Source organism: Sorangium sp. So ce321 (genome assembly GCF_051530195.1).
Lineage (GTDB): Bacteria > Myxococcota_A > Polyangia > Polyangiales > Polyangiaceae > Sorangium.
This window is the reverse complement of record NZ_CP150329.1, coordinates 8904176-8926735: the sequence shown is the minus strand read 5'-3', so window position 1 is coordinate 8926735 and position 22560 is coordinate 8904176. Positions and strand designations below refer to the sequence as shown.

Here is a 22560-nt window from a genome sequence, read left to right as displayed (position 1 = left end):
CGCGGGCCCTGCTCCGGGGGCTCTCTCAGGCCACGTCGGCCTTGGGTGTCCGGCGCCGCGGCGGCACGGCGCTCGCCTTCTTTCGCGGCGTCACGATGCAGTAACGCCCTGCCTCTCCGACCCTCTCGTGAACGCCCGACTCCATGGCGGTCCGCGTCGGCCTGAGCGGGGGCAGCCACCGCGACACGCTCGCGAGGCACGAGGGGCGCTCGGGGAAGGGCGAGTGACGGGGTTGCGGCCGCTCCGGGGCCGCCTCGGTCGCGCCGTCGTGAGGCCGCTCCGCGCCCGCGTCGTGCGTTCGCTCCGGCGCGGCGTCGTGAGGCCGCTCCGAGCCCGCGTCATGGGCCGGCCTGTCGGACAGCGCGCCATGGGGCGGCCGGTCGGACAGCGCGCCATGGGGCGGCCGATCGGACAGCGCGCCATGGGGCGGCCGGTCGGACGGCGGGCCGTGCGGCGGCCGCTCGGTGGGCGAGCCGTGCGTCGCCTCGAAGGCGGCGCCGCTCTGCGCAGGGAGCCTACCGGACGATGCGCGGCGCCTCGCCGTCGTAGCGGCGATCCGCAGCCGGAGATCCTCGACGTGCTTCGCGAGCCGCTCGGTCTCTTCCGTGAGCCGCGTGAAATCATCGACCTGGCTTCTACGCTCTGACATAAAGCGAGTCCTTTGCTGCGTTTATCAGGCGATCTCGACTCTTGGTCATCGTCCCTGCACGTCACGTGCCGAGCGGACGGAGCTCGGCTGAACGGAACGTGCAAGGTGGGGTGAAGCCCTTGTGTGGCGAATTGCCGCACCGTGGCAACGCTGCCTCCACCCTGTGATCTAGATCTTATGGCGTCGCGCGGGGCGCAGCGGGCGCGGGCCGGGAAGGCGGGGGGACGCCGTGGGCGGCACGGCCTGTGCCATGGCGAGGGCGCACAAAGGATGGATGAGCCCGGCGCGCCTGACTGCGTCACGGATCTCCTGCCGGTCCCCGGCAGTTCGAGCCATCGACGCGCGCGGCGCTGACTGGCTGGTTGAAGGAGCAGATTGATGCAGAGCTCGGTCTTCGAATCGCTTGGCGCCCGGCTGGGGATCCCGACGGAGGGCCTGTGGCAGTGGCTGATCGTGGCGGCGAGCGTTCCGGTCGGCCTCGGGCTCGCCCGGCTCGTGGTCCACGGCTTCCGGCGCGCCGGCTCGGTGGTCGTGCGGCGGACATCGACGCCTTGGGACGAAAAGACGCTCGACGCGGCAATCGGCCCCATGACTCTTTGTCTCGGCGTGGTCCTGACGGCTGGCTTCGCCAAGATGACGCCGGTCGGGCGGGAGATCGTGGCCGATCTGCGGTCGCTCCTCTCGGCGCTGTTCATCGCCGGGGTGGCGTGGCTCCTGATGCGCGTCGTGGGGATCCTGACCGAGGTGCTGGACGCGCGCGCCCTGCGGCACCTCCAGGAGGGGAGCGAGTCGTCCCGCGGGCTCCGCACGCAGGCGCGCGTGCTCGAGCGGGTCGCGCGGGTGCTCATCGTGATCGTGGCGGGCGCGCTCGTGCTCCTGAACTTCGAGACCGTGCGGAACGTCGGTGTCTCGCTGCTGGCCTCGGCCGGCATCGCGGGCGTCGTGCTCGGCCTGGCGGCGCAGAAGCCCGTCGGCGCGATCCTCTCCGGCCTCCACATCCTGTTCACCCGCCCCATCGACCTCGGCGACAAGGTGGTGGTGGACGGGCAGTTCGGGACGATCGAGGAGATCCGGCTGACGCACGTGGTGATGAAGATCTGGGACGAGCGGCGGCTCATCATCCCGACCGCGCGGCTCCTGGACGAGTCGTTCGAGAACTGGACGAAGCACGGCTCGGAGAAGCTCGGCACCGTCGAGATCCACGTGGACTATCGGACGCCGGTGGAGGCCGTGCGCCAGCATTTCGAGTCCATCCTCCCGAACAGCGAGCTCTGGGACAGGCGCGTGAAGGCCGTCCAGGTCACGAACGTGACAGAGCGCACGATCGAGGTGCGTTTTCTCATGTCGGCCACCGACTCGGGGAAGCTGTTCGATCTGCGGTGCTGGGTGCGCGAGGAGATGCTCCGCTGGGTGCGGGAGCTCGAGGAAGGCCGGTTCTTGCCCCAGGAGCGCTTCACGCGGGCCTCGCCCGTCGCCGAGGCAGTGGAGCGGCGTGGCCCTGCCTCGGGCCGCGCGCGGCGGGCTGGAGTGGACGGGGTGGCCGATGTGGCGACGTGACGGAGCGCGCCTGCTACGTGGCGGAACGCCACACCGCGACATCCAGGCGTGGCGCCGTGCAGGCGCGCTCATCCGTCGCTTCGTGGTCCCGTAAACTCCCCGTCTCACGCCCGTCAACTCGATGACGGACGGAAGCGCGCAACAGGCCTTCACGCCTGTCCGCGCGCCGCTGGCCCCGCCGCGAGCGGCGTGAAGGTGTGTGAGGCGCGTCACCGGGCGCAGGAAAGCGGCACATGCCTTGCAGCAAGATATGGAAAGATCCGAGAAAAATGCCCGTCAGCCGTGATCGTGCGACGAGGTTCTCGCCACCTCCCCGGGGGGGAGAGGGGGTCGGTAGCAGGTCGGAACTGTCCTTGCCGGCTATGCGCAGCTGCCTGCGCGGGAACCCAGGAGCAACACGCCATGAATTGGGTCATCAGGATCACGCGGATTGGCGGTATCGAGGTCGTTGCGCACGCGGCGTTCGGCCTGCTCGTCCCGCTCGGCGCGCTCCAGTGGGGGGCGCGGCACGGCGGGGGCGGCGCGCTCTTCGGCTGCGCCCTCGGCGCGGCGCTGCTCGTGTGCGTGGCGCTGCAGGCGCTCGTGCAAGGCGTCGTGGCGCGGCAGCTCGGCCTCCGGCTGAGCGAGGTCGTGCTCTCGCCGCTCGGCGTCGTCGCGCGCCGCGCGCGGCCGGTCGCCGGGTGGGCGCAGAGCGGGGCGCTCGGTCTTGCCGCGAACTTCGCTGTCGCGGCGCTGTTCTTCGTGGCCGTCGGCGCGCAGCACGGGGCGAGCGAGCTCCGGTGGGCTTCCGTGCTGCAGGGGGCGGAGGCGCCCTCGCGCGAGACGGCGGTCGTGTGGGTGGCCAGCGCGAACCTCGGGATCGCGATGCTCGGGCTCTTGCCCGCGCTGCCGCTCGAGGGGGGGCGCGTGCTGCGCGAGGCGCTGTCGCCGCTCACCGGCAGCTGGCTCGCCACGTCGATGGCGGCGACGCTCGGGCAGGTGATGGCGGCGGTGCTGTTCTTCATCGCGCTGTTCAGCGGGCAGCTCCTCGTCGCGGCGCTGTCGGCGATCCTCTTCCTGGGGGCGCGGCGGGAGTGGAGCGCGGCGCAGGTGGTGATGGCGCCGGTCGAGGTGCCCGAGGCGCGACAGCTCGAGGGCAGGGCGGTCCAGCTCTGGCCTGGCGAGCTCGTGGGCGACGCCGCGCGGCGCATCCTGGCGAGCCAGGAGCCCGATTTCCCGGTGGTCTACGAGGATCGCGTGATCGGGATCGTGACGCGCACGGACGTGATGCGCGCGCTGGCTGCGGGGGAGGAGGGGTCGTTCATCGCGTGGATCATGCGGTGTGACGTGCCTCGGGTGGCGGCGGACGTGTCGCTCGACGAGGTGGGGCGGAAGATGGTGGAGAAGAACACGCCGGTGGTCGCGGTGTTCGACGGGGAGAGCTACCTCGGGCTCGTCAAGCACTCGGACATCGCGGGCGCGCTCACGCGCGGGCGCGGGGGACGGCTGGGGAGGATTCACCTGGCGCCCCAGATCGGGTAGGCGGGGGGCGCGCGCTCTCTCTTCGTCTGGTGCAGCCCTCGACAAGGCTGAAGACGTCTGGAGTAAGGCTGCGCGCCTGGACAAGGCTGAAGGTGTCTAGAACACCAATCACGTTGAAATTCGGAGAATTTTCACGGGGAGGCGGGGAGGAAGAAAAAAAGAATCTCTCCCTCTCGCCGTCTCTCGCTCCCCGCCTCCCTGTGAAAATTCTGCTTTTTCTCGGTGTTTCAACCCGTTTATCGCTCTAGACCAAGGCTGCGCGCCTGGACAAGGCTGAAGGTGTCTCGACCAAGGCTTGCGCGCCTGGACAAGGCTGAAGGTGTCTCGACCAAGGCTGCGCGCCTCGGGTGAGGCGGCGGTTATCTCGGGCAAGGATGTGGACGGCTCGAAAGCGAAACGCCCCGCCCCTGGGGAGGGGGCGGGGCGTTCGTGGGGAGACCGTCCGTGGGAGGCGGAGCCTCAATCGCTGCGCACGAAATTGAGCTTGAAGGAGACCACGAGCACGAGCGCGTCCTGACTGATGCGCCGCTTGCCCCAGGCGACCCCGATGTGAAGCCCCTCGATCGGCTCGAGGTTGGAGGGGAGACCTACGGTGTGCGTGAGCGTCTTCGTGAAGTTCCACTCAGGCTTCTTGTTCGCGAGCGCCGAGTTGACCGCCTTCATGATCGTGTGGTCGATGAGCGCGGGGATGCCTCGGATGTCGGCCTCCTCGAGCTCGATGTTGAACGCGAGCACGTTCCCCTGGTGCCTCTCGATGATCTCAGGGGAAATCAGGACCTTGAGCTCATCGAGCTTGATGGTGGGGTTCACGCCCGCGATCGACCACTTCAGCTCCGCAGGACAGTCGACGCGCAGGCCCATGTCCTCGACCAAGGTGATCTCGGTCGCCTTGCCAAGGTAAAGCCAGCGGTCCGTTTTCTCATCATCATCCAGATGGATTTTCACAGGGAGGAACTCGCCCAAGATCTGGGCGAGATCCTCCCGCGTGATAATGGCTTCGAGCCACACGTGCGGCGCCTCAGCTCAGGTGATGGCCGCTCTCGCCGCCCTGGCGTCCGGAGCCCTCGGCGCCGTAGTGCGAGTTGCTGCTCTCGGACGAGGAGACCGCGCCCTTCACCGCGTCGACCGCGCCGCCGACCTTGCTCTGGATCTGGTGCTCCGCCTGCTCGACCCCCTGGGTCGCCTGGCGCTTCAGGCCGTCGAGGCGGGTGAGGATCTCGCGGCGCAGCGCCGGGCCGGACGTCGGCGAGAGCAGCACGGCCACGCCCGCGCCCACCGCGATGCCGGCGCCGAAGAGCGCGAGCGTCGTGAGGGGGCTCCGCCTGCGCGCCAGCCCGACCCAGCCGAGCACGTCGTCGAAGCCGATCGCCCCGATCGTCGCAGCGATACCTGCGACCGCCTTCGCGACGTCGAACGCCGTCGTCTTCGCGGTCGTGGCCGCAACCGTCGCGGCAGCGCCAGCGCCGACGGCCGCCGACTCGTACACACCCTTTGCAGCGCCCACCGCGTCATTCAGTCGGTTCGTCATGGCTCTTGTCTCCTTGTGACGGACATGACGTCCGCCGGTTCGTGACCGGACGCATTGCAGGCCCCGGACCAACCCCCCAGATCGCGCTGTACGGCCCGCTTGCCCTGGATGAGCCCCCCCCGCCGGCATGGCGGATGCGTGACGAAATGCCACATCTGTCGTGACGCGCCTCGGGGCAACGCGTGCACCGCGCCGCCGCGCGCCTTCGGCGCCGCCGCTCGGCGCGCCCGCGCCCCGCCGTCTGAAGCTCCGCCGTCCGCGCGCCGAGCGCTGCGCCGCGCGCGCATCGCCGCCGCACGCTGTGCTCGAGCGCGCACCGTCGCCGCACGCTGTGCTCGAGCGCTCATCGCTGCCGAAAGCTGTGTCGAGGGTGCGTCGCCGCCGGAAGCCATGTCGCCGCGGCAGGCTGTGTCCAAGGTGCGGCGTCGCGGCAGGCTGTGTCGAGGGTGCGGCGTCGCCGGAAGCCATATTGCCGCGGAAAGCTGTGTCGAGTGTGCGCTGTCGCGGGAGGCCGTTTGGAGGTTATGGCGTCACGGCAGGCTGTGTCGCCCGCGGTGCCGTCATCGACGGAACCGGCGTTCCCTTTGGAAGGAGGCGTTGCCGGCTGCAGTCCTCGCGAGGATCACGGCTGGCCGAGCGGGGCGCGCCCGCACAGGAGACGGGCCCAGATCGGCGTTTTCGGCGCGCAGGCGTACTCCTGTACGCCGAGCACCGAAAACGTCGAGGTGGGCCCGTATCCGCAGCGGGCGCGTCCCGCTCACTGGGGGGCGTGGACTACGCCGACTAGCACGACGTCGACGCGGCGATCGTAACCGTAGGAGTACATCGGCTGATTGCCGACCGCCTCGGAGGCGCCCGTCGCGCGCGTCGAGATGCGATCCGCAGAGATGCCCTCCTTCACGAGGAGCTCCTTCACCCGCGTGGCGCGGCGCAGGGAGAGATCCTGATTGTATGCCTGCTTGCCGCGCGGGTCGGCCCGGCCAACGAGCTCGATCCTCACGTCCTTGAGGTTGGACGAGAGCAGGCAGTCGACCACCGCACGGAGCTCCAGCTGCTCCTGCGGCAGCGGCTCGGCCGAGTCGAAGGCGAAATTCGTCTTGGGCAGCCGGCAGACATCGGCGATGTCCGCGCCCAGGGTGAGCCCGATGAACCGATCCTCGCCTTCCCGCAGATCAGGCCACTCCACCTTGTAGACACCATCGGGGCCCGGGTTCGGCATCCTGGGCTCCGCGTTCCGCGCCTGCTCCGGCGCCGGTGCTGTGGCGCACGCCGAGACGAGCGAGAGCGCGAGCGCGCCCAGGAAGAACCCGGGCAGTTTGAACATGGACATGATGAAACACCCTCCTTTCGAGGTCCGCGGCGCGACAAGAGCGACACGACGCCAGCGGACAAGGAGCAGTGACTTCCCGTCCCGCCGTCACCGGCGCTCGCTTCGCTTCAAGCCACCTGTCGTGTCAGGGGTGTCTCGATATCAATCAAAGTCCATGCCGGGCCGGCGGCGCGCTGGAGGCCGCCACGCCGTCGCCCGGCGCGGCTCAGGCCGCACGCGCGCCGCGGCAGGTCGCGGCACGTCAACCAGGCGCCGAGGGCTCCCTGGCCTCGAGCTTCGGCCAGGTGAACCGGAAGGCGGCGCCGGCGCCGAGGGAGGACTCGACCCACGCGCGCCCACCCTTACTCTGGACGATCTTCTGCACGACCGACAGCCCGATGCCGGTGCCCTCGACCTTGTCGCGCGCCTTCAGGGTCTGGAAGATGCCCCAGATGCGGTCGTGGTACTCGGGCGCGATGCCCGAGCCGTTGTCCGAGACCGAGAACTCCCAGAACGGGCCGGCGTCGCGCGCGCTGATCCGGACCTCCGGATCGGTGCGCCCCGCGTGCTTCAGCGCGTTGCTGATGAGGTTCAGGAACGTCTGCTGGAGCGGCGCCCGCTCGGTGACGAGGACGGGCATGTCCGGGGCGACCTCCACGCGCGTCTCCGCCGGGGGCGCGAGCAGCTCGACGATCTCCCGGAGGAGCTTGCCGACGTCGATCGACTCGGGCTTCTCGCGGACACGGCCCGCGCGCGAGTAGCTGAGGATACCGTCGATCAGGTTCTCGAGCCGGTGGACGCGACCGCGGAGCAGGTCGAGCTGCTTCCGGCTCTCCTCCGTCATCTTGTCGTTCAGGTCCTCCTCGATCCACTGCGAGAGGTTCGCGATGCCGCGCAGCGGGGCCTTGAGGTCGTGGCTCGTGACGTACGCGAACTGATCGAGCTCCTTGTTGCTGCGCTCGAGCGCCTGGACGAGCCGCTGCCGCTCCTCCTCGGCGCGCTTCTGATCGTCGATGTCCGTGTACGTGCCGAACCAGCGGACGATGCGCCCCGACCCGTCCCGCGCGGCGACCGCCCGGCCGATGAACCAGCGGTAGGCGCCGTCGGCGCGCCGGAGCCGACACTGGTTCTCGTACGGCTCGCCCGTGCGGAGCGCGTGCCGCCATGTCTCGAGCGCCCGCTCGTGCTCCTCGGGGTGGATGGGCCGGCTCCAGCCCTCGCCGCCCGTGTCCTCGGGGCTGAGCCCGGTGTAGTCGTACCAGCGCTGATTGAAGTACTCGTGGTGGCCGTCCTGACGGTTCGTCCACACGAGCTGTGGCATCGTCTCGGCGAGCAGACGGAACTGCGCCTCGCTGTGCTTCAGCTCCTCCGCGAGCGTCTCGACCTCCTTGCGCACGGTGACCTCGCGCTCGAAGAGGAGCGCGTTGTCGACGCTGAGGGCCGCGCGCCGCGCGAGCTCCTCGGCGAACTGCACGTCGGCCTTCGAGTAGCGCCGCCCCGACTCCGCGTGCACGAGCGTCATGGCGCCGAGGACGCGGCCGCGCGCCGCCAGCGGCACGACCACGGCCGACCGGAGGCCGAGCGCGCGGGCCAGCCGGAGGTGCTCCTCGTCCCGGGCGATCGCGACGAGCAGCTCGTCCGTGATCTCGGGGATCCACTCGGTCTCGCCGGTCCGGAGCACGTTCGGCACGCCGGTGGCCGACGCGGGATCGACCGGGTAGCGCTCCTCGATCTGCTGGACGAACGCGAGCTTCTCGCGGTCGGTGTGCTGGACGGCGACGCGCTGGATCGCGCCGTCCTGCCCCTGGATGTCCACCGCGCACCAGTCGGCGAGGAGCGGGACGACGAGCCGGGCGAGCTGCCCGAGCGTCTCGCGGAAATCGAGCGAGGACGAGAGGATCTCGCCCGCGCCCGCGAGGAGGCTGACGTTCGCCTCGGCGCGCTTGCGCTCGCTGATGTCGAGCACATAGGTGAGGTTGCGCCGCTGCGTCTCGATCCGGGCCGAGCCGACGAGGACCGACACGCGCTTGCCGTCCTTGCGGATGTACTCCTTCTCGAACTGCTTCGTGACGCCGTGGGCGCTCAGCTCGTTCACCGCGTCGCGGTGGACGTGCTCGTACTCCGGCGGGGAGAGCTGCTGCCAGCTGAGCGCCCCCGACTTGAGGTCCTCGCGGGTGTAGCCGACCATCATGAGGAAGCAGTCGTTCGCCTCGATCACGCGCCCTTCATAGTCGCTGAAGAGCAGGCCCATCATGCTCGTGTCCATGATGCGCCGGAACACCTCGTCGCTCGCCTGGCGCTCGAGCTGGCGGAGCGCCGCCTCCTGCCGCTTGATCTGCTCGGCCCTGCGGTGCAGCTCGACGAAGACGGCCACCTTGGCGCGGAGGATGTCGGGATTGAACGGCTTCACGACATAATCGACAGCGCCCTGCGCGTAGCCGCGATACAGCCGGTCTTCGTCCTCCGGCAGCCCCGAGATGAAGATAATCGGCGTGTGCCGCGCCTGATCGAGCCCCCTCACGCGGGCGGCCGTCTCGAAGCCGTCGATACCGCGCATCTTCACGTCCATGAGGATCAGCGCGAACTCCTCGCGGGTGAGGTGCTCCAGCGCCTCCTCGCCGGATTGCGCGGTGACGAGCCGCTGGCGGAGCGGATCGAGCACGGCCTCCAGGGCGAGGAGATTCGGGCGATGATCGTCGACGAGCAGAATGCTCGCGACGGGCTCGGATGAGGCGGCAGGGACAGGAGCGCCAGGCGGGAGCGGGGCCTTCGCGTGCAGCGGGCCCAGTCCTGGCTTTCGGTCGAGCATAACGATGACGGTTAACGGCGCCCGGACCGTCTGGCAAGCGAAAGCGGCGCTCGCGCGGCGGGGCCCATTCTCCAGCTTCCGGCGGGCGTCTCCATGGCCTGGCCGCGCGCGGCCGGGCTCCCCGCGCCACGCTGTGGCGATCCGTCTCGCATGGCGAACGGAGGCGGCTGTCGCGCGCGTCGAGCCGCGCCGCGGCCGCCGGTCGCTCCTCGCTGGCATGGGGCCTGCTGGATGTGTCGGCGAGGGTGCACGCATGCGATTCGGACTCAAGCTCGCCTTTCTCGTCGGAGCGCTCGCCGGCGCGCTGCCATCGCCGTCGGCCGAGGCGTCCGACGGCGCGGGGCTCTTCGCCCTGCCGTCGAGGCGGCTCGAGGCAGCAGAGCGCGCGGCGATGCCGGCTCCAGAGCCGCCCGGAACGTCCGGGAAGACGGTCATGGGGCTGATCGAGCGCGTGGTGATGGCCACCATGGCCCCGACGCCGGCGGACCTGCGCGTGGCGCCCCTTGTGAGCCGAGGTGGCGGCGGCGGGCTCCGTCTCGTCCTTCCTGTGTGCGAGGACGGCTGTTCGCGCTACGCGTCGCGCGGAGTCCTGCTCGTCACGCCGAAGACGCCCGACTCGCCGATGGCCTGGCTCGCCGCGGTGGGCAACCAAGGCGCGCGACCGACCGAGGGGCCGCCCGGCCTCTTTGCCCTCCGGGAAGAGGCCCGCAGCGCGCGCGCGAAGGTGCCCCAGCAGGAGGAGAGCGCGCTGCCCGAGTAGGCGCGCCGCCGCGCCGAGCGGGGGAGACCACCTTTGAGCGCGACGAGAGCCGAGCTGGCCTGGCGACGAGAGGGCGAGTCAGCGCAGGAGGGATATCGCGCGACCGCGGCCGGTGGAACACCACCTTTCGGGAGATCCGCGCTGGAGCGCTCCGCGGCTCACAGCGGGATAGCGACCGACGCGACCGCCTCGCGCAGGGCGCGAAACATGGCTGCGAGCTTCTCCGGCTGGTAGCTGGCGTTCAGTCCGCTCGGGTTAGGCAGCACCCAGATCCTCGTCGCGTCGATCGTCTCGGGTTGCGGGCCGGGCGCGGCCTGGGGCCGCCCGAACGCGCTCCGGTAAGCGCCGATCCCGAGCACGGCGAGGAAGCGAGGGCGGTACCGCCGCACCTTGGCGGCGAGCCGCACCCCGCCCGCGGCGAGCTCCTCGGGCGACAGCTCATCAGCGGATGCGGTCGCTCGCTCGACGACGTTGGTGATCCCGTATCCCAGCTTCAGCAGATCGCGCTCCTCCGAGGGGGAGAGCACGCGATCGGTGAAGCCGCCGGCGTGCAGCGCCGGCCAGAACCGGTTGCCGGGGCGGGCGAAGTTGTGCCCGACGGCGGCGGTGTAGAGGCCGGGGTTGATGCCGCAGAAGAGGACGCGGAGGTCGGGCGCGATGACGTCCGGCACCGTCTTGCCGGCGGCAGCGAGGAGCTCTTCTTTCGTGGGTCGGCGAGGGGTGGGCACAGGCCTCAGGGCGCGGGCGGTGCGCCGCGCGCCACAGCTTACGACGGCGTCGCGGGGGATGAGCGCGCCTGTCGTCCGGTGGAGGCAGATCGACCCTGGACTGGGGCTTTACAGCAGATACCGTCGGATTTCCCCGATGCTGGCGCGCGCGCTCGGTCTGCTCATCGCTCTCGCCGCGTCCGCCTGCGCGCTCGGGCCCGCGCCGAGCCGCTCGAGCGGCGCCGCGGCGTCGGCTCGGCTGCCACGCGCGCGCGCTCGTGTGTCAAGCGTGCCGGGCGCGGCGGGCGGGTGGGGCGCGTTGGGCGCGGCCGGCGCCGCCCCGGGGGGAGCTCGCTACGTCCAGGGGTTCGGGGAGGGCGCGTTCCGGGTGACGCACGACGAGGCGGGCTCGGCCGTCGTGGATCGCGTCGTCGTCGGCGGCGCGCGGCTCGAGCTCGGCGGCGGCGGGCGCATCGTCGCGGCGGCGTGGGAGCCCGAGCTGTGGGCGGCGGGCGATCCGATCCTTGGATCGCTCGCGATCGCGCCCCACCTCGGCGGGGGCTTCCTGCACTGGAGCCGCGGCAGGGCGTTCCGCTCGCGCGGCTTCACGGGGCCGCTCGCGGAGGTGGCGCTCGGCGGCGGCGCGCGCGCCGTGCGGGGCGCCCGGAACGGGCTCCAGGGCGTCGTGGTGCTCACCGAGCAGGGGCCGCGGGTGCTGTTGCCCGGGGAGGATCGCGGCCGGGCGCTCGAGACGCCGGGCGTCCATGACCTCGCCGCGCTGGACGCGGCGCGCGCTGTGCGCCTCGACGTCTTCGGCCGCGCCGCGACGACGGCGGACGGCGGCAGGACGTGGATCGACGTCGGCCCGCGGATCGGGCTCGCGTCGCGCGGCATCGGCGTCGCGCCGGGCGCGCTGTCGCTCGACACGGCGCTCGGGCGCGTGGCCGTGCTGCCGGATGGCTCGCTGGGCGGCTCTGACGGCGACCTCGGCGCGACGACGTCCGCGGGCGGGTCGTTCCAGCTGCGCTTCGCGGGCTCCCGCGCCGGCGAGCGCGAGGAGCAGGCGGCGCGCGAGATGGCGCTGCTCGCCGCGGCCGTGGCCGCGGACGCGCTTCTGCCCGACGGGACCGCGCTCGGGGTGATCGAGCGCGGCGTCGCGCGGATCGACGCGCGGACGGGCGAGACGCGCGAGCGGTTCGCCGGCTGGTTCCCGGACGGGCTGGGCTGCGCGCAGATGCGCGCGCAGGACGGGCTGCTCTTCCTCTGCGCGTGGGACGACTACGAGGGCTACGGCAGCTATGTCCTGCGCTCCGAGCGCGGCGAGCCGCCGCGGCTGGAGCGCGCCTTCAGCGACGAGGGGTTCTTCGTGGCCGACGACGGCGGCGCGCTCGGCTTCGTCGGCGGCTGCGCGCTGGCTCCGCGGCTCGTCACGGACGAGGATCGCGATCGCCGCTTCGGCGAGGTGGTGGTCCACCCGACGATCTGCGTGCGTCGCGGTCCGGGCGCGTGGGTCGAGCACGCGATCGAGGTCGGCGACGGGCAGGCGCTCGTCGGCTGGGCGCCGCGCCGGGACGGGAGCGCCGTCGCGCTGCTGCGGGGCGAGCGCGACGCGCTGCCGCTGCCCGTCGGCGCGCCGCGGGGCCGCGACGAGGGGGGCGCGCGGGTCGTGCGGCTCCCGGGGCAACTCCCCGGCTGGTACTGGACGCCGCCGCCGCGCGACGCGTCGCGGGTGCTCGTCGACCGGCGCTTCCGCGCGCGCGAAGACGGCGGGGTCGATGGATGGCTGTCGTCGATCGAGTGGCCCGATCCGGTCGGGCAGGCGAGCCGGGGGGTGACGATCGCGTGGGACGGGGAGGTCGCGCTCCACGCGCTGCCGCCGGAGCCGGCGGGGATGGTGGTGACCGGCGATCACGGCGTGCTCGTCACGCGGGGCGCGGAGCTCTACGAGACGCTCGATCACGGCCGGACGTGGCGCTCTGCCGGGCGCTCGCCCGTGCCGCCGTCGTCGTTCCAGGGCGCCTGCTCCGCGCTCGGCTGCGCGCTGGCCGGCGTGGTGCGCCTCGGCTGGGGCGCGGGCGCGCTGCCCCCGGAGATCGCCGCGGCGCCGGCCGCGGGGGCGGCTCCAGGGAGCGGGATCGGCCGTCCGCCGGCGCCTCCGGTCGAGCTGCCGGCGCTTTCGTGCGCGCCGGCCGGCCTGCCGGCGCCGCTCCCGGGCGCCGTGACCGAGGCCAGCGCGGAGCGATGGACGGTGCCGACGCCGTACGGGGATGCGATCGAGATCGTCGCGGAGGCGGCGGCGCCTGGGCGTGACAGGCGGCCTGCCGACGAGGCGGAGTCGCCGGACGGCGCGACGCCGGAGACGGGGGACGCCGCGACGCCGGAGACGGGGGACGCCGCGACGGGGAAGGGCGGCGCCGCGACGGGGAAGGGCGGCGCCGCGACGGGGAAGGGCGGCGCCGCGACGGGGAAGGGCGGCGCCGCGACGGGGAAGGGCGGCGCCGCGACGGGGAAGGGCGCCGCGCCGCTTCGGACGCACAGCGCGCTGCTCCGGCTCCCGTTCGATCTGCGCGGCGACGTGCTGCGGCTCGACGCGCCCGAGCTCGCGGTGAACAGCGGGCGCGGCGCGCAGCGCGCCGCCTCGGTGCCGCTGCTCGGCGCGAGCGGCGAGGCGGCGCTGCTCGTCCTCACCGAGGCGGGCGAGCTGCTGCTCGGGCCGGAGGGCGCGCGGGCGCTGCCGGTGTTCGAGCCGCGCCGGGGTTACGCGGACGGCGCGCTGGGCCGGGCGCCTGGTCTCCTGATCGAGCCGGGCCGCGCCCTCGTGCTCGGCGAGCTCTGGCGCCGCGTGGCCATCGAGGAGCACACGCCGGAGCCGCGGCGGCCTGCGCGCATCGTGGGGCTCGACCGCGAGGAGCTGCGCGGCAGGCCGATGGCGCTCGCCCGGCGCGACGACGGCGAGATCGGCGTGCTGGTGCTCGACGGCCGCGCGCCCGAGACCGCCGGCGTGGCGATGCTCGACCGCGCCGCGGGGACAGCGGGCGAGGTGGCTGCGCTCGCGCCCTGGTCGACGCTCACCGCCGCGACCGACGCGCGCTGCCGCGCCATGCGGGGCGCGTGGCGCGCGCTCGTGACGCTGGATCCGGAGAGCGCCCTGCGCCTGGATCCACGTGCGTTGCCGGCCGTCGCGCTCGGGGATCAGGGCCTCGCGCAGGTGCGCTGGGGGCGGGAGCGCGTCTGCCTCGAGGCGCTGCACGTCGCGGTCGCCGACGCGCGGCGGCGCGGCGAGGCAGCGGTCGACGCGGCGCTGATCGCGCGGTGGACGGCGCCGCGAGGGCAGGGGAGCGGCGGGGGTGCGGGAGGCGGAGAAGGTGTGTTGCGGACCGCCACGATGACGCAGCCGCTCAGGTGCCTCGCCGGCGCTCGGCCGGCGGGCGACTGAGGCGCCGTGAGCTTGCCGTCCTTGGCGCTCCTGGCGTCCTTTGCTGTCTGTATTCTGCTCGTGCCACATGGACCAGGAACGTCATTGGACAGGTAAAGACAGGACTCTCGCCTCCCGAGGCTCGCGATGACCACCCCGAATCCGCTCGCCAGGAAGCTTCAGATCAAGCCCGATAGCCGCCTCCTGCTCCTCGGCGCGCCCGGCGGCTTCGCCGCCGCGCTCGAGCCGCTGCCCGAGAGGGTCACCGTCGCCACGGCCGCGCGCGGGCAGTTCGATGTGGTCCACCTCTTCGTGCGCCAGGCGAAGGACCTGGAGAAGAACGCGCCGCGGGCCATCGGCGCCGTCCGCGACGGCGGCGTCCTCTGGATCTCCTATCCGAAGCGGTCCTCGGGGGTGGAGACCGACCTCACGCGCGACGTGGGCTGGCAGGCGGTCGTGGACGCGGGATGGGGCGGCGTCGCGCAGGTCGCGATCGACGAGACATGGTCCGCGCTGCGCTTCAAGCCCGAGGCAGCGGTGAAGCGCAAGCCCGACTCGGCCGCCGCCCCGAAGCCGAGGACGGCCGCCGCGGTCACCACGCCCGAGGACCTCGCCGAGGCGCTCCGGAGCCACGGGGCCGCGCGCGCCGCCTGGGATGCGCTGTCGCCGTCGCACCGCAAGGAGTACGCGCGCTGGATCGAGGAGGCGAAGACGGCCGCCACGCGCGCGCGCCGCGTCGAGAAGAGCATCGAGATGGTGGCCGCCGGCGTGAGGGACAGGAACGAGAAGTACCGGCGTTGAGCGTCCCCTCGCGATCGCGCCGCGGCCGGCGCGGGGCGGAACCCGCGCGCCAGCGGTCGGACCTCATGGCATCCCTTCTCGCCGTGCCCCGCTCCCCGACCCTCGCCGCGCGCGCCCCGAGCGCGCTCTCCCGCGCGCTCGGCCACCTGTCGCTCCTCGTCGCGCCGGCGCTCGCGGCCTGCGGGGCGGCCGCCGAGCCGGCGCCCGCGCTCCCCGGCGCGATCGAGCCGCCTCACGGCGGGCGCGCCCTCGCTCCGCTCGTCGCGCCCGCCGCGCTCGGACCGGCCCGGTACGTCGCGCAGCCGGCGCCGGGCCTCGTCGAGCGCGTGGTCCTCGACGGCCGCGAGGTCGACAGGGTGGTCCTCAACGGCCAGCGCGCGGAGCTGCACGGCCTGGAGCGGATCACGCCGCTCGGCGCCGAGAGCCCGGAGCTCGCCGGCGGCGCCGCGTTCCCCGCCTGGGCCCAGTCAAGCGCGCTGCGCTACCTGTTCTGGAGCGGCAAGGAGATCCATGCGGCGGCCAGCTTCTCCGGGGAGCTCCGCAGGCTCGCCGCCCTGCCTGGCGACGTGGTCAGCGTGTTCCCGTGGCTCGACGGCCTCGGCTTGCTCTCGTCGGCCGGGAGCTTCGCCGTCCACGGCGCGAGCGGCGCGCTGCGGCCGCTCGGCCTGCCGTCGATCGTCGCGGCCGCCGCCGCCAGCGAGCGCCGCGCGCTCGGCCTCACCGTCTTCGGGCGCGCGCTCCTCACGGTCGACGCCGGCGCCTCGTACCGCGACATCACCGCGGAGCTCGGCGACGCGGCGTCGCTCGCGGTCCGCGGCGACGAGATCGTCGTCTCGCTGGCCCACGGCCTCGAGCAGGCCATCGACCCGAGCGGCCGCGTCGGCGAGCCCCGCGCGCCGCGCGCGCAGCCGCCGGCGGACGTCGACCCGGGGTGGCTCCACCGCGCGCCCTTCGCTCAGCTCGCGGACGCCGTCGCCTCGGGCCTGCCGCTCTCCGACGGCGGGGCCGCGGTCGCCTCGGACGGCTTCGTCGGCCGCGTCGACCTCGCGAGCGGGCGCGCGTCGTCCGGCGCGCCCCTGCCGCCCGGCAGCGGCGCGTGCGCGCCGTTCCGCGCGAGCGACGCGCTGCTCGCCGTCTGCGCCGGCCCGGATCGCGCGAGCGTCGTGGACATCGCCAGCGACGCGCGCGCGCCGCGGATCGAGCGCGCTTTCGAGCTCCGGCCCGGGGTCGAGCGGGACACCGATCACTTCGTCGGCGTCGACGGCGAGGCGCTCGGCTACCTCGGGCCGTGCGAGGGGCTCCCGCGGCCGCGGCTCGACCTCCGGGAGATCTCGCGCGGGGCGCTCGCCGGCGGCTCGCCGCAGCAGAGCGCGGTGCTCTGCGTGCGCCGCGGGCCGGGCGCCTGGGTCGAGCACCGCCTCGATCCGGCGGACGCTACCGACGTGCTCGCCTGGATCCCCCGCCGCGGCGGGGGCGCGGTCGCCCTCGTGGCGCGCCCCGGCGTGTTCCTCCGCGACGCCGAGCGCGTCGAGGTGCGCGGCGCGCTGCGCGTCGTGCGGATCGCGCGGAGCGAGCCGCCGCTCCTCCTGCCCCAGCACGGCGACAGGCCGCCGGAGCTGCTCTCTCGCGCGCTCGCCGCGCTCGCTGACGACACCGTCGAGGGCTGGCTCTCCGCGCAGGGCCACGCGGCCCGCCTCGCGTCGGTCACGATCGACGCGGCCGGCCGGCCGCGCCTCCACGCGCTGCCGCCGCGCGCGAGCTCGATCGAGGCGTCGGGGCCCTTCGCGCTCGTCGAGACCGAGGACGGCAGGCTCTTCGAGACGATCGATCGAGGCAAGCGGTGGTCGCCCGTCGCGCCGCCGCCGGGCAGCGCGGCCGCGCGCCTCGAGGGCTGCTCCGCGGTGGGGTGCCGCGTCGGCCCGTTCCTCCGGATCGGGTGGGCGTCGGCCCCGCGCTCCGGCGCGCCCCCGCTCGACGCGGCCGCCGCGGAGCCGCCCGCCGGCCGCGCGCAGCGCGAGGCGCCCGTGCGGCCTTCGCCACCGCCGCCGGTCGTGCGCCTCGCCTGCAGCTTCGCGGGGCCGCCCGCCGCCGCGCGCGTCCCGGAGTCGCACGGGTTCGGCGCCGTCGCCGCGCCGCCCCTGCGCGGCGCGAGCCCGCTGCGGATCGGCACCCTCGGGCAGCTCACGCTGCCGTCCTCCAGCGCCGCGCTGCCGGCGCCGTTCGCCGACGCGGAGCTCGCCTGGATCCCTCCGCTCGACGTGGGCGCCGAGATCCGGCGCGCCGTCGTGCCGCTCGGGAGCGCCGGGCTGGCCCAGCTCGCGTACCGGCCGTACGAGGCGCAGGTCGGGCTCGTGATCGATCGCGACGGGCGCGTGGCCCCCGTGGCGGCCGGCGCGAGGGAGGCGTGCCTCGCCGGCGTGCTGGACGCCGCGCTCGTGACGCGGCCGATCGGCGGCTGCGCCCCGCCGCGCGCGGTCGGCGTCGACCTCGGCGACCGCGCGATCTTCCTGAGCCCCCGGCACGACGGGCTCGCGGTGAGCGCGGTCGAGCTCCGCACGGGCGCGCGGCGCGCGGTGTCGACGAGCGCGCACCTCGGGAGCGGCGGGCCCCCGCCGGCGCTCCGGGAGCTCCACGTGCAGCGCGCCGCGCGCGCGGCATCGGCGAGCGCGCAGCAGGCGCGCTTCGCGTACGGCGCGGGCGCGCGCGGGGGCGAGCCTGTCTTCGTGGCGGTCGCCGCGTCCGGCGGCGCGGTGCTCTCGCCGGTCGATCCTGAGCTCGGCACCCTGGGCCCGGAGGAAGCGCTCGCGCCGCTCGGCGAGCTCGGCGCGGGCAGCGCGCCGTCCTGCGCGCCGCGGCGCGGGGAGGCGCGCGTGGTGCTGCCGTTCGACTCCGAGATCGGCCTCGTGTCCGGCGCGCTGCCCGGGGTCCTCGCGGCCGGGACGGCCGGCGTCGCGGTGATCCGGTGGTCGCGCGACCGCGCCTGCCTCGACGCCGTGGAGCTCAACGTGCGGGACGAGCGCTACGAGACCGATCTCGGCTTCTACGAGCCTCCTGGCACCGTGAAGAAGCTCGTCGCCCGCTTCGCGGGGCCGGCGCCCGCGGCCTCATTCGGCGCGCCCGCGAGGGCCGCTCGCGGCGGGCCTGGCCTCGCCCCGCCGCCGCGGAGCGAGCCGGCGCAGGGGCCCGGTGGCGGCAAGCTCGTGCTCGTCCTGCACGGCCAGGAGGTGCGGCAGCCGGTGCGGTGCGAGGCGGTCGGCCGTTGAGGCGCGCGGCGACGGGTCGAACGGCCCCGCCCTGGCCCGGGCAGCGCCTGCGGCGATGGGAGGGGTCGACCAGGAGCCGCGCTGCGGTGCGCTCCCGGATCGCTTACCATGCGCCGCGTGAGCCCGTGCGGAGCGCGCTGGAGGCGCTGATCATGGAACGGCAAGGCGCCGCGCCGTTCGCCCTGCGCCGCGCGATCTTCGCCGCCGCGGCGCTGACCTCCCGCGCCGGCGTCCTCGTCGCGCTCGGCCTCACCGGCGGGTGCAGCGCCGCCCCCGAGCGCGCGCCGCGCCCCGCCGCGCTGCTGGCCGCTGCGCCTGCCGACCCGCCGCCGCTCGCTCCGGCGCGCTACGTCCTCACCGAGGGCGTCGGGGTCCTCTTCGACGCCGCCGGTCCCGGCGAGGGCTCGCCCGCGCCCCGGCCGGAGCCCGCGCTCTACGAGGGGCTCCGCGTGCGCCTCGAGGGCGGCGTCGTGCTCGCCGCCGCGCCCGCCTCCGAGCCGCTCCGCGGCTTCAGGTCCATCCCGGCGCGCCTCGGCGGCGGCTTCGTCCTGTGGTCCGAGGGCCGCGTCTACCGCGCCAGCGACTTCCTCGGCGCGCTCGCGCCGATCGCCGACGTCGGCGCCCCGGGCGGCGCGCGGCCGTACCTCGACGCGATCCTCCTGCGCACCGACCGCGGTCTCCTCGAGCTCGACCCGGCCACGCTCTCCCTCCGCCGCCACGGCGCCGCGGGTGTCGCTGACGCCGTGGCGCTCGACGCCCGCCGCGCGGCGCGCCTCGACCTGCTCGGCCGCGCCTCGGTCACGCTCGACGGGGGCGCCACCTGGACCGACGTGCTCGAGACGCGCGGGCTCGCCACGACGCTCCTCCAGGAGCGCGGCGACGCGATCGCGCTCCTCGGCCCGTCGGGCAGCCCCGCGCTGCGCCTGACCGCCTCCGGCCTCGTGCCCGCGGAGCCCGAGCCGCCGCGCGACGGGCCGAGCCCCTCGCTCCACCTCCCGCCGGCGCCTGACCCGCTGCGCGACGCCGCCTCGAGCCGCGCGCTCGCCCCGGACGCCGTCGCGCTGGCCGCGGCGACCGGCGCGCTCCTCCCTGGCGGCAGGCTGCTCGTCGCGCGCGACGGCGGCCTCGCCCTCCTCGCCGCGGCGACCGCCGGGCCCCTCGCCGAGGCGGAGATCGCGAGCCTCGACCCGCGCTATGCGCGCTGCCAGCCGTTCCGCGCGGGCGAGGACGTCCTGCTCGCCTGCGCGCACGAGGCCGCCCACGTGCTGCGCCTCGGGGCGGCGCTCTCCGCGCCGCGGCTGGAGGCGACGTTCCCCGCCCGCGGCCGCGATCCCGATCCGCTCGCGACCACGAGGGGGTCGTTCCTCGGCGACGATCGCGGCCGCCTCGCGTTCGCCGGCCGGTGCGGCAGCGCGCCGCCGGGGCTCCACGACTTCCCGGAGCTGCCGGACGACGCCGCGCGCGCCACGTCGGAGCGAGGCGAGCGCTCGCCGTGGCCGCCCGCGCTGCCGCTGCCGGGCGAGCCGCGCTCCGACACGACGCGCGCGGGGCGCGGCGAGCCGCTCGAGGATCGCGCCGCGCGCGCGTGCGTGCGCACCGGCGGCGGCCACTGGGTCGAGCGCGGGATCGAGGGCGATGACGCTCGCCGCCTGTACCGCTGGATCCCTGGCGAGCGCGGGGCCGTCACCGCGCTCGTGCTGGAGGCGCCGGGAGGTCCGCCGGCGCGGGCGCCGGATCCGGGGGGCGACGCGCCGCGCGGGCGGCCTCCCGCCTCCCGCGAGCGCGGCGCCGCCGCTCCCGAGGGCGTCCGCGTGATCCGCGTGCGCGAGCGCGACCCGGCGCTCGCCGGCGGCGCCTTCCCGGCGCTCGCCGACGACGCCGCGTCGCCGCGCCTCATCGACACCGACTTCTGGGAGGACGACGACGGCGCCGTGCGCGGCTGGCTCCACCTGCCCGAAGCGGCCTCGTCGGCCGACGGCGCCTCGCCGGCCGACGAGGCGCTGCTCGGGGCGGAGGCGCTCGCCCCACCCACGCCCGCCGCGCCGCAGCTCTCGCGCCGCCGCGGCGGCCGCGTCGCTGGCCTGCGCATCGACGCGCGCGGCGGCGTCACGGTCTTTCCGCTCCCCGCCGGCGTCACCCAGGTCGTCGCTGGCGGGCGGTTCGCGCTCGCGGCCACCGGCGACGCCCCGCCGGCCTTCTTCGAGTCGACCGACGGCGGCCGCTCGTGGCGCCCGGTGAAGGGCCCTCCCGCTCGCCAGATCGAGCCTCCGCTCGACGAGGGCACCCCCTTCTCCTGCTCTCCGATCGGCTGCGCGATGGGCGACCAAGGCCTCGTCCGCCTCGGCTGGGGCGGCCCTCCGCCGCCGCCGCGCAGCGCGCCGCCGCCCTACGCCCCCGCCGCCGCCCCTGCGGTCCGCGCCGCGCCCCCGCCCCTGGTCTCCTGCCGCCTCGACGATGACCTCTCGTCCTTCCCGCCGCCCCCGGCCGACCCCGCGCCGCGCCGCGCCCCGCGCGCCGGGCCCGCGGCGCCACGCGGCCTCGCGGCAGCGCGGCTCCCTGGCGCCGCGCCCCCGGCCGTCACGCTCTGGACCGCCCCGTCGTCCCCCCTGGGCACGCTCCGCGACGGCGTCTTCATCGCCAGCGTGCTCCCGCCCTTCGCGACCGCCGCGCCGCGCCGCCTGTCGCTCCGCGATGGATCATCGCTCGCCACCGCGTCCGGCGATGCCGTCCCGGTGCTGCTCGCCCCCGGCGCGAAGGCGCCCGCGGATCTGCTGCTGCTCTTCCGCGAGGGCCGGTCGCGCGGCGAGGGCGAGCCGCGCGGCCTCCGCGTGCGCGCGGGCGCCGCCCCGTCGGCGCTGCTGCCGTTCGACCATGCCGCCGCGATCGCCGCCGCGGCCGAGCTGCCGGGCGGCGACCTGCTCGCCTTCGACGCTGCCAGGCGGACCCTCCTCCTCGCCACGCCGCAGGCCACCCTCTCGATCGCCGGGCTCGCGCCGGTGCCCGACGTGGCGGGCGTCCGGCTCACCCTCGGCCGGCGGCTCGACGCGCCCGGCTTCGCCATCGTCGGCTACTCCGTCGTTTCAGGAGAGGTGATCGCCGGGCCGCTCGACGTCGCCCGCGGTCAGGTCGGCCCGCTCGAGCCGCTCGGCTCCCTCTCGTCGCTCGCCGAGATCGGCGCCGGCGGCTGCGGCGGCGCGCGGCCGTCGCACCGGTTCATCGCCGAGCTGCCCGCCACGCTGCGGGTGGCGTCGAGGAGCGGGACGCCGCTGTTCGACGAGGACGTCCCCGCGGCGGCGCTGCTCGCCGGCGGTGGCGGCGCGCTGTGCGTCGAGGCGATCGAGCTGCGCGCCCCGGCCGGGGGCTCGCCGGGTCTCACCGCGGTGTTCGGCCCCGGCGGGTCCGCCGCGCTCCGCGGCGGCGGCGCGCGCCTCCGCTGCGAGCTGCTGCCCGACCGGCCCTGACGAGGGCTCCCGCCGACCGGCCCCTGACGAGGGCTCCCGCCGACCGGCCGTGAAGAAAGAGCCTGTCCGACCGGCCCTGGCGAGCGGCGTGTCCCCGGAGATTCCGCTCCGGCGGGGCTCTCGTGCTAGGGTCGCCCCATGCCCGCCCTTCGATCCTTGGCCCTGCCGATCGCGGTGGCCGCGTCGATGCTCGGCCTGCTGACCGCGTGCTCCGAGCGGCCCACCAGCTTCCCCGACCGCGACGGCGTCATCGCCGCCCAGGCCGAGTGGTGCGCCGCGCTCGCCAAGCTCCAGCGTGCCGGCGCTTCCTGGGAGCACATGAACGCGTGCAAGGCCGCCTACCCGACCTCGTCGCCGACCTACCTCCGCGCGATGACGAGCTGCTTCTCGCGCCGGATGGAGGCGGCCACCGAGAGCTCGCCGGACCGGAGCCAGATCATCCTGGAGTGCAACGACGAGGTGGCCGTCAACATCAACCCGGACGACCCGGCGGCGGCGCCCGTCCTCGAGTCCCGCTGCGCGCGAATGCTCCGCTGCGAGCGCGTCCCCATCCCCACCTGCAAGGCCACGTACGGCAAGCTCGAGTCGGCCCAGCGCGCGATGTTCTCGACCATCTACAACGCCACTGGCCGCTACGAGATCATGGACTGCTTCGACAACGCGAGCTGCACGGACAACGAGGAGGCGGGCCGCCAGGCCTGTTACAAGCCCACCTCCGACGCGCTGCTCTGGTTCCCGGACTGACCCCGCCCCGCCGCCAGGCGCCCGCCACCGCGCCGC

Annotated in this window: 14 protein-coding genes; 8 read left to right on the top strand and 6 right to left on the bottom strand. The window is 74.8% G+C overall.

Annotated features, from left to right (window positions below; all coding sequences use genetic code 11):
* Window positions 1-25: 25 nt before the first annotated feature.
* A complete protein-coding gene (locus WME89_RS32910) occupies window positions 26-649 on the bottom strand; it encodes a hypothetical protein (RefSeq protein ID WP_438003619.1) in 624 nt (207 codons plus the stop codon).
* A 378-nt stretch (window positions 650-1027) separates the two neighbouring features.
* Here WME89_RS32910 and WME89_RS32905 point away from each other — a divergent pair, with 378 nt between their 5' ends.
* On the top strand, window positions 1028-2206 hold the full coding sequence (locus tag WME89_RS32905) for a mechanosensitive ion channel family protein (RefSeq protein WP_438003618.1): 1179 nt from the start codon (window positions 1028-1030) through the stop codon (window positions 2204-2206).
* 402 nt (window positions 2207-2608) lie between these two features.
* Window positions 2609-3727, top strand: a complete 1119-nt coding sequence (locus tag WME89_RS32900) for a CBS domain-containing protein (RefSeq protein ID WP_438003617.1) — start codon at window positions 2609-2611, stop codon at window positions 3725-3727.
* Between the two features lie 459 nt (window positions 3728-4186).
* Here WME89_RS32900 and WME89_RS32895 read toward each other — a convergent pair whose 3' ends face one another.
* The 4 genes from WME89_RS32895 to WME89_RS32880 all read right to left on the bottom strand — a co-directional run bounded on the left by WME89_RS32895 (window position 4187) and on the right by WME89_RS32880 (window position 9373).
* Complete coding sequence (locus WME89_RS32895; protein WP_438003616.1) at window positions 4187-4735, bottom strand: hypothetical protein; 549 nt, start codon at window positions 4733-4735, stop codon at window positions 4187-4189.
* 10 nt (window positions 4736-4745) lie between these two features.
* A complete protein-coding gene (locus WME89_RS32890) occupies window positions 4746-5255 on the bottom strand; it encodes a YtxH domain-containing protein (RefSeq protein WP_438003615.1) in 510 nt (169 codons plus the stop codon).
* 757 nt (window positions 5256-6012) lie between these two features.
* Window positions 6013-6585, bottom strand: coding sequence for an OmpA family protein (locus tag WME89_RS32885; protein WP_438003614.1), 573 nt, complete (start codon window positions 6583-6585; stop codon window positions 6013-6015).
* A gap of 241 nt (window positions 6586-6826) precedes the next feature.
* Window positions 6827-9373: a PAS domain S-box protein gene (locus WME89_RS32880; protein ID WP_438003613.1), complete on the bottom strand. Its 2547-nt coding sequence runs from the start codon at window positions 9371-9373 to the stop codon at window positions 6827-6829.
* A 253-nt stretch (window positions 9374-9626) separates the two neighbouring features.
* Here WME89_RS32880 and WME89_RS32875 point away from each other — a divergent pair, with 253 nt between their 5' ends.
* A complete protein-coding gene (locus WME89_RS32875) occupies window positions 9627-10133 on the top strand; it encodes a hypothetical protein (protein ID WP_438003612.1) in 507 nt (168 codons plus the stop codon).
* 158 nt (window positions 10134-10291) lie between these two features.
* On the opposite strand, the gene mug is transcribed toward WME89_RS32875, so the two are convergent.
* A complete protein-coding gene (gene mug, locus WME89_RS32870) occupies window positions 10292-10861 on the bottom strand; it encodes a G/U mismatch-specific DNA glycosylase (RefSeq protein WP_438003611.1) in 570 nt (189 codons plus the stop codon).
* 259 nt (window positions 10862-11120) lie between these two features.
* Between mug and WME89_RS32865 the strand changes: the two genes are divergently transcribed.
* The 5 genes from WME89_RS32865 (at window position 11121) to WME89_RS32845 (ending at window position 22524) form a co-directional block, all read left to right on the top strand.
* The gene (locus WME89_RS32865; RefSeq protein ID WP_438003610.1) at window positions 11121-14276 is read left to right on the top strand and encodes a hypothetical protein; all 3156 of its coding nucleotides are present in this window, start codon (window positions 11121-11123) and stop codon (window positions 14274-14276) included.
* Between the two features lie 126 nt (window positions 14277-14402).
* A complete protein-coding gene (locus tag WME89_RS32860) occupies window positions 14403-15056 on the top strand; it encodes a YdeI/OmpD-associated family protein (protein WP_438003609.1) in 654 nt (217 codons plus the stop codon).
* 65 nt (window positions 15057-15121) lie between these two features.
* Window positions 15122-18319, top strand: coding sequence for a hypothetical protein (locus WME89_RS32855; RefSeq protein ID WP_438003608.1), 3198 nt, complete (start codon window positions 15122-15124; stop codon window positions 18317-18319).
* Window positions 18320-18471: 152 nt separating this feature from the next.
* Window positions 18472-21780 (top strand): hypothetical protein, encoded by a 3309-nt coding sequence (locus WME89_RS32850; protein ID WP_438003607.1) that lies wholly within the window; start codon window positions 18472-18474, stop codon window positions 21778-21780.
* Between the two features lie 138 nt (window positions 21781-21918).
* A complete protein-coding gene (locus tag WME89_RS32845) occupies window positions 21919-22524 on the top strand; it encodes a hypothetical protein (protein WP_437618514.1) in 606 nt (201 codons plus the stop codon).
* Window positions 22525-22560 lie beyond the last annotated feature (36 nt).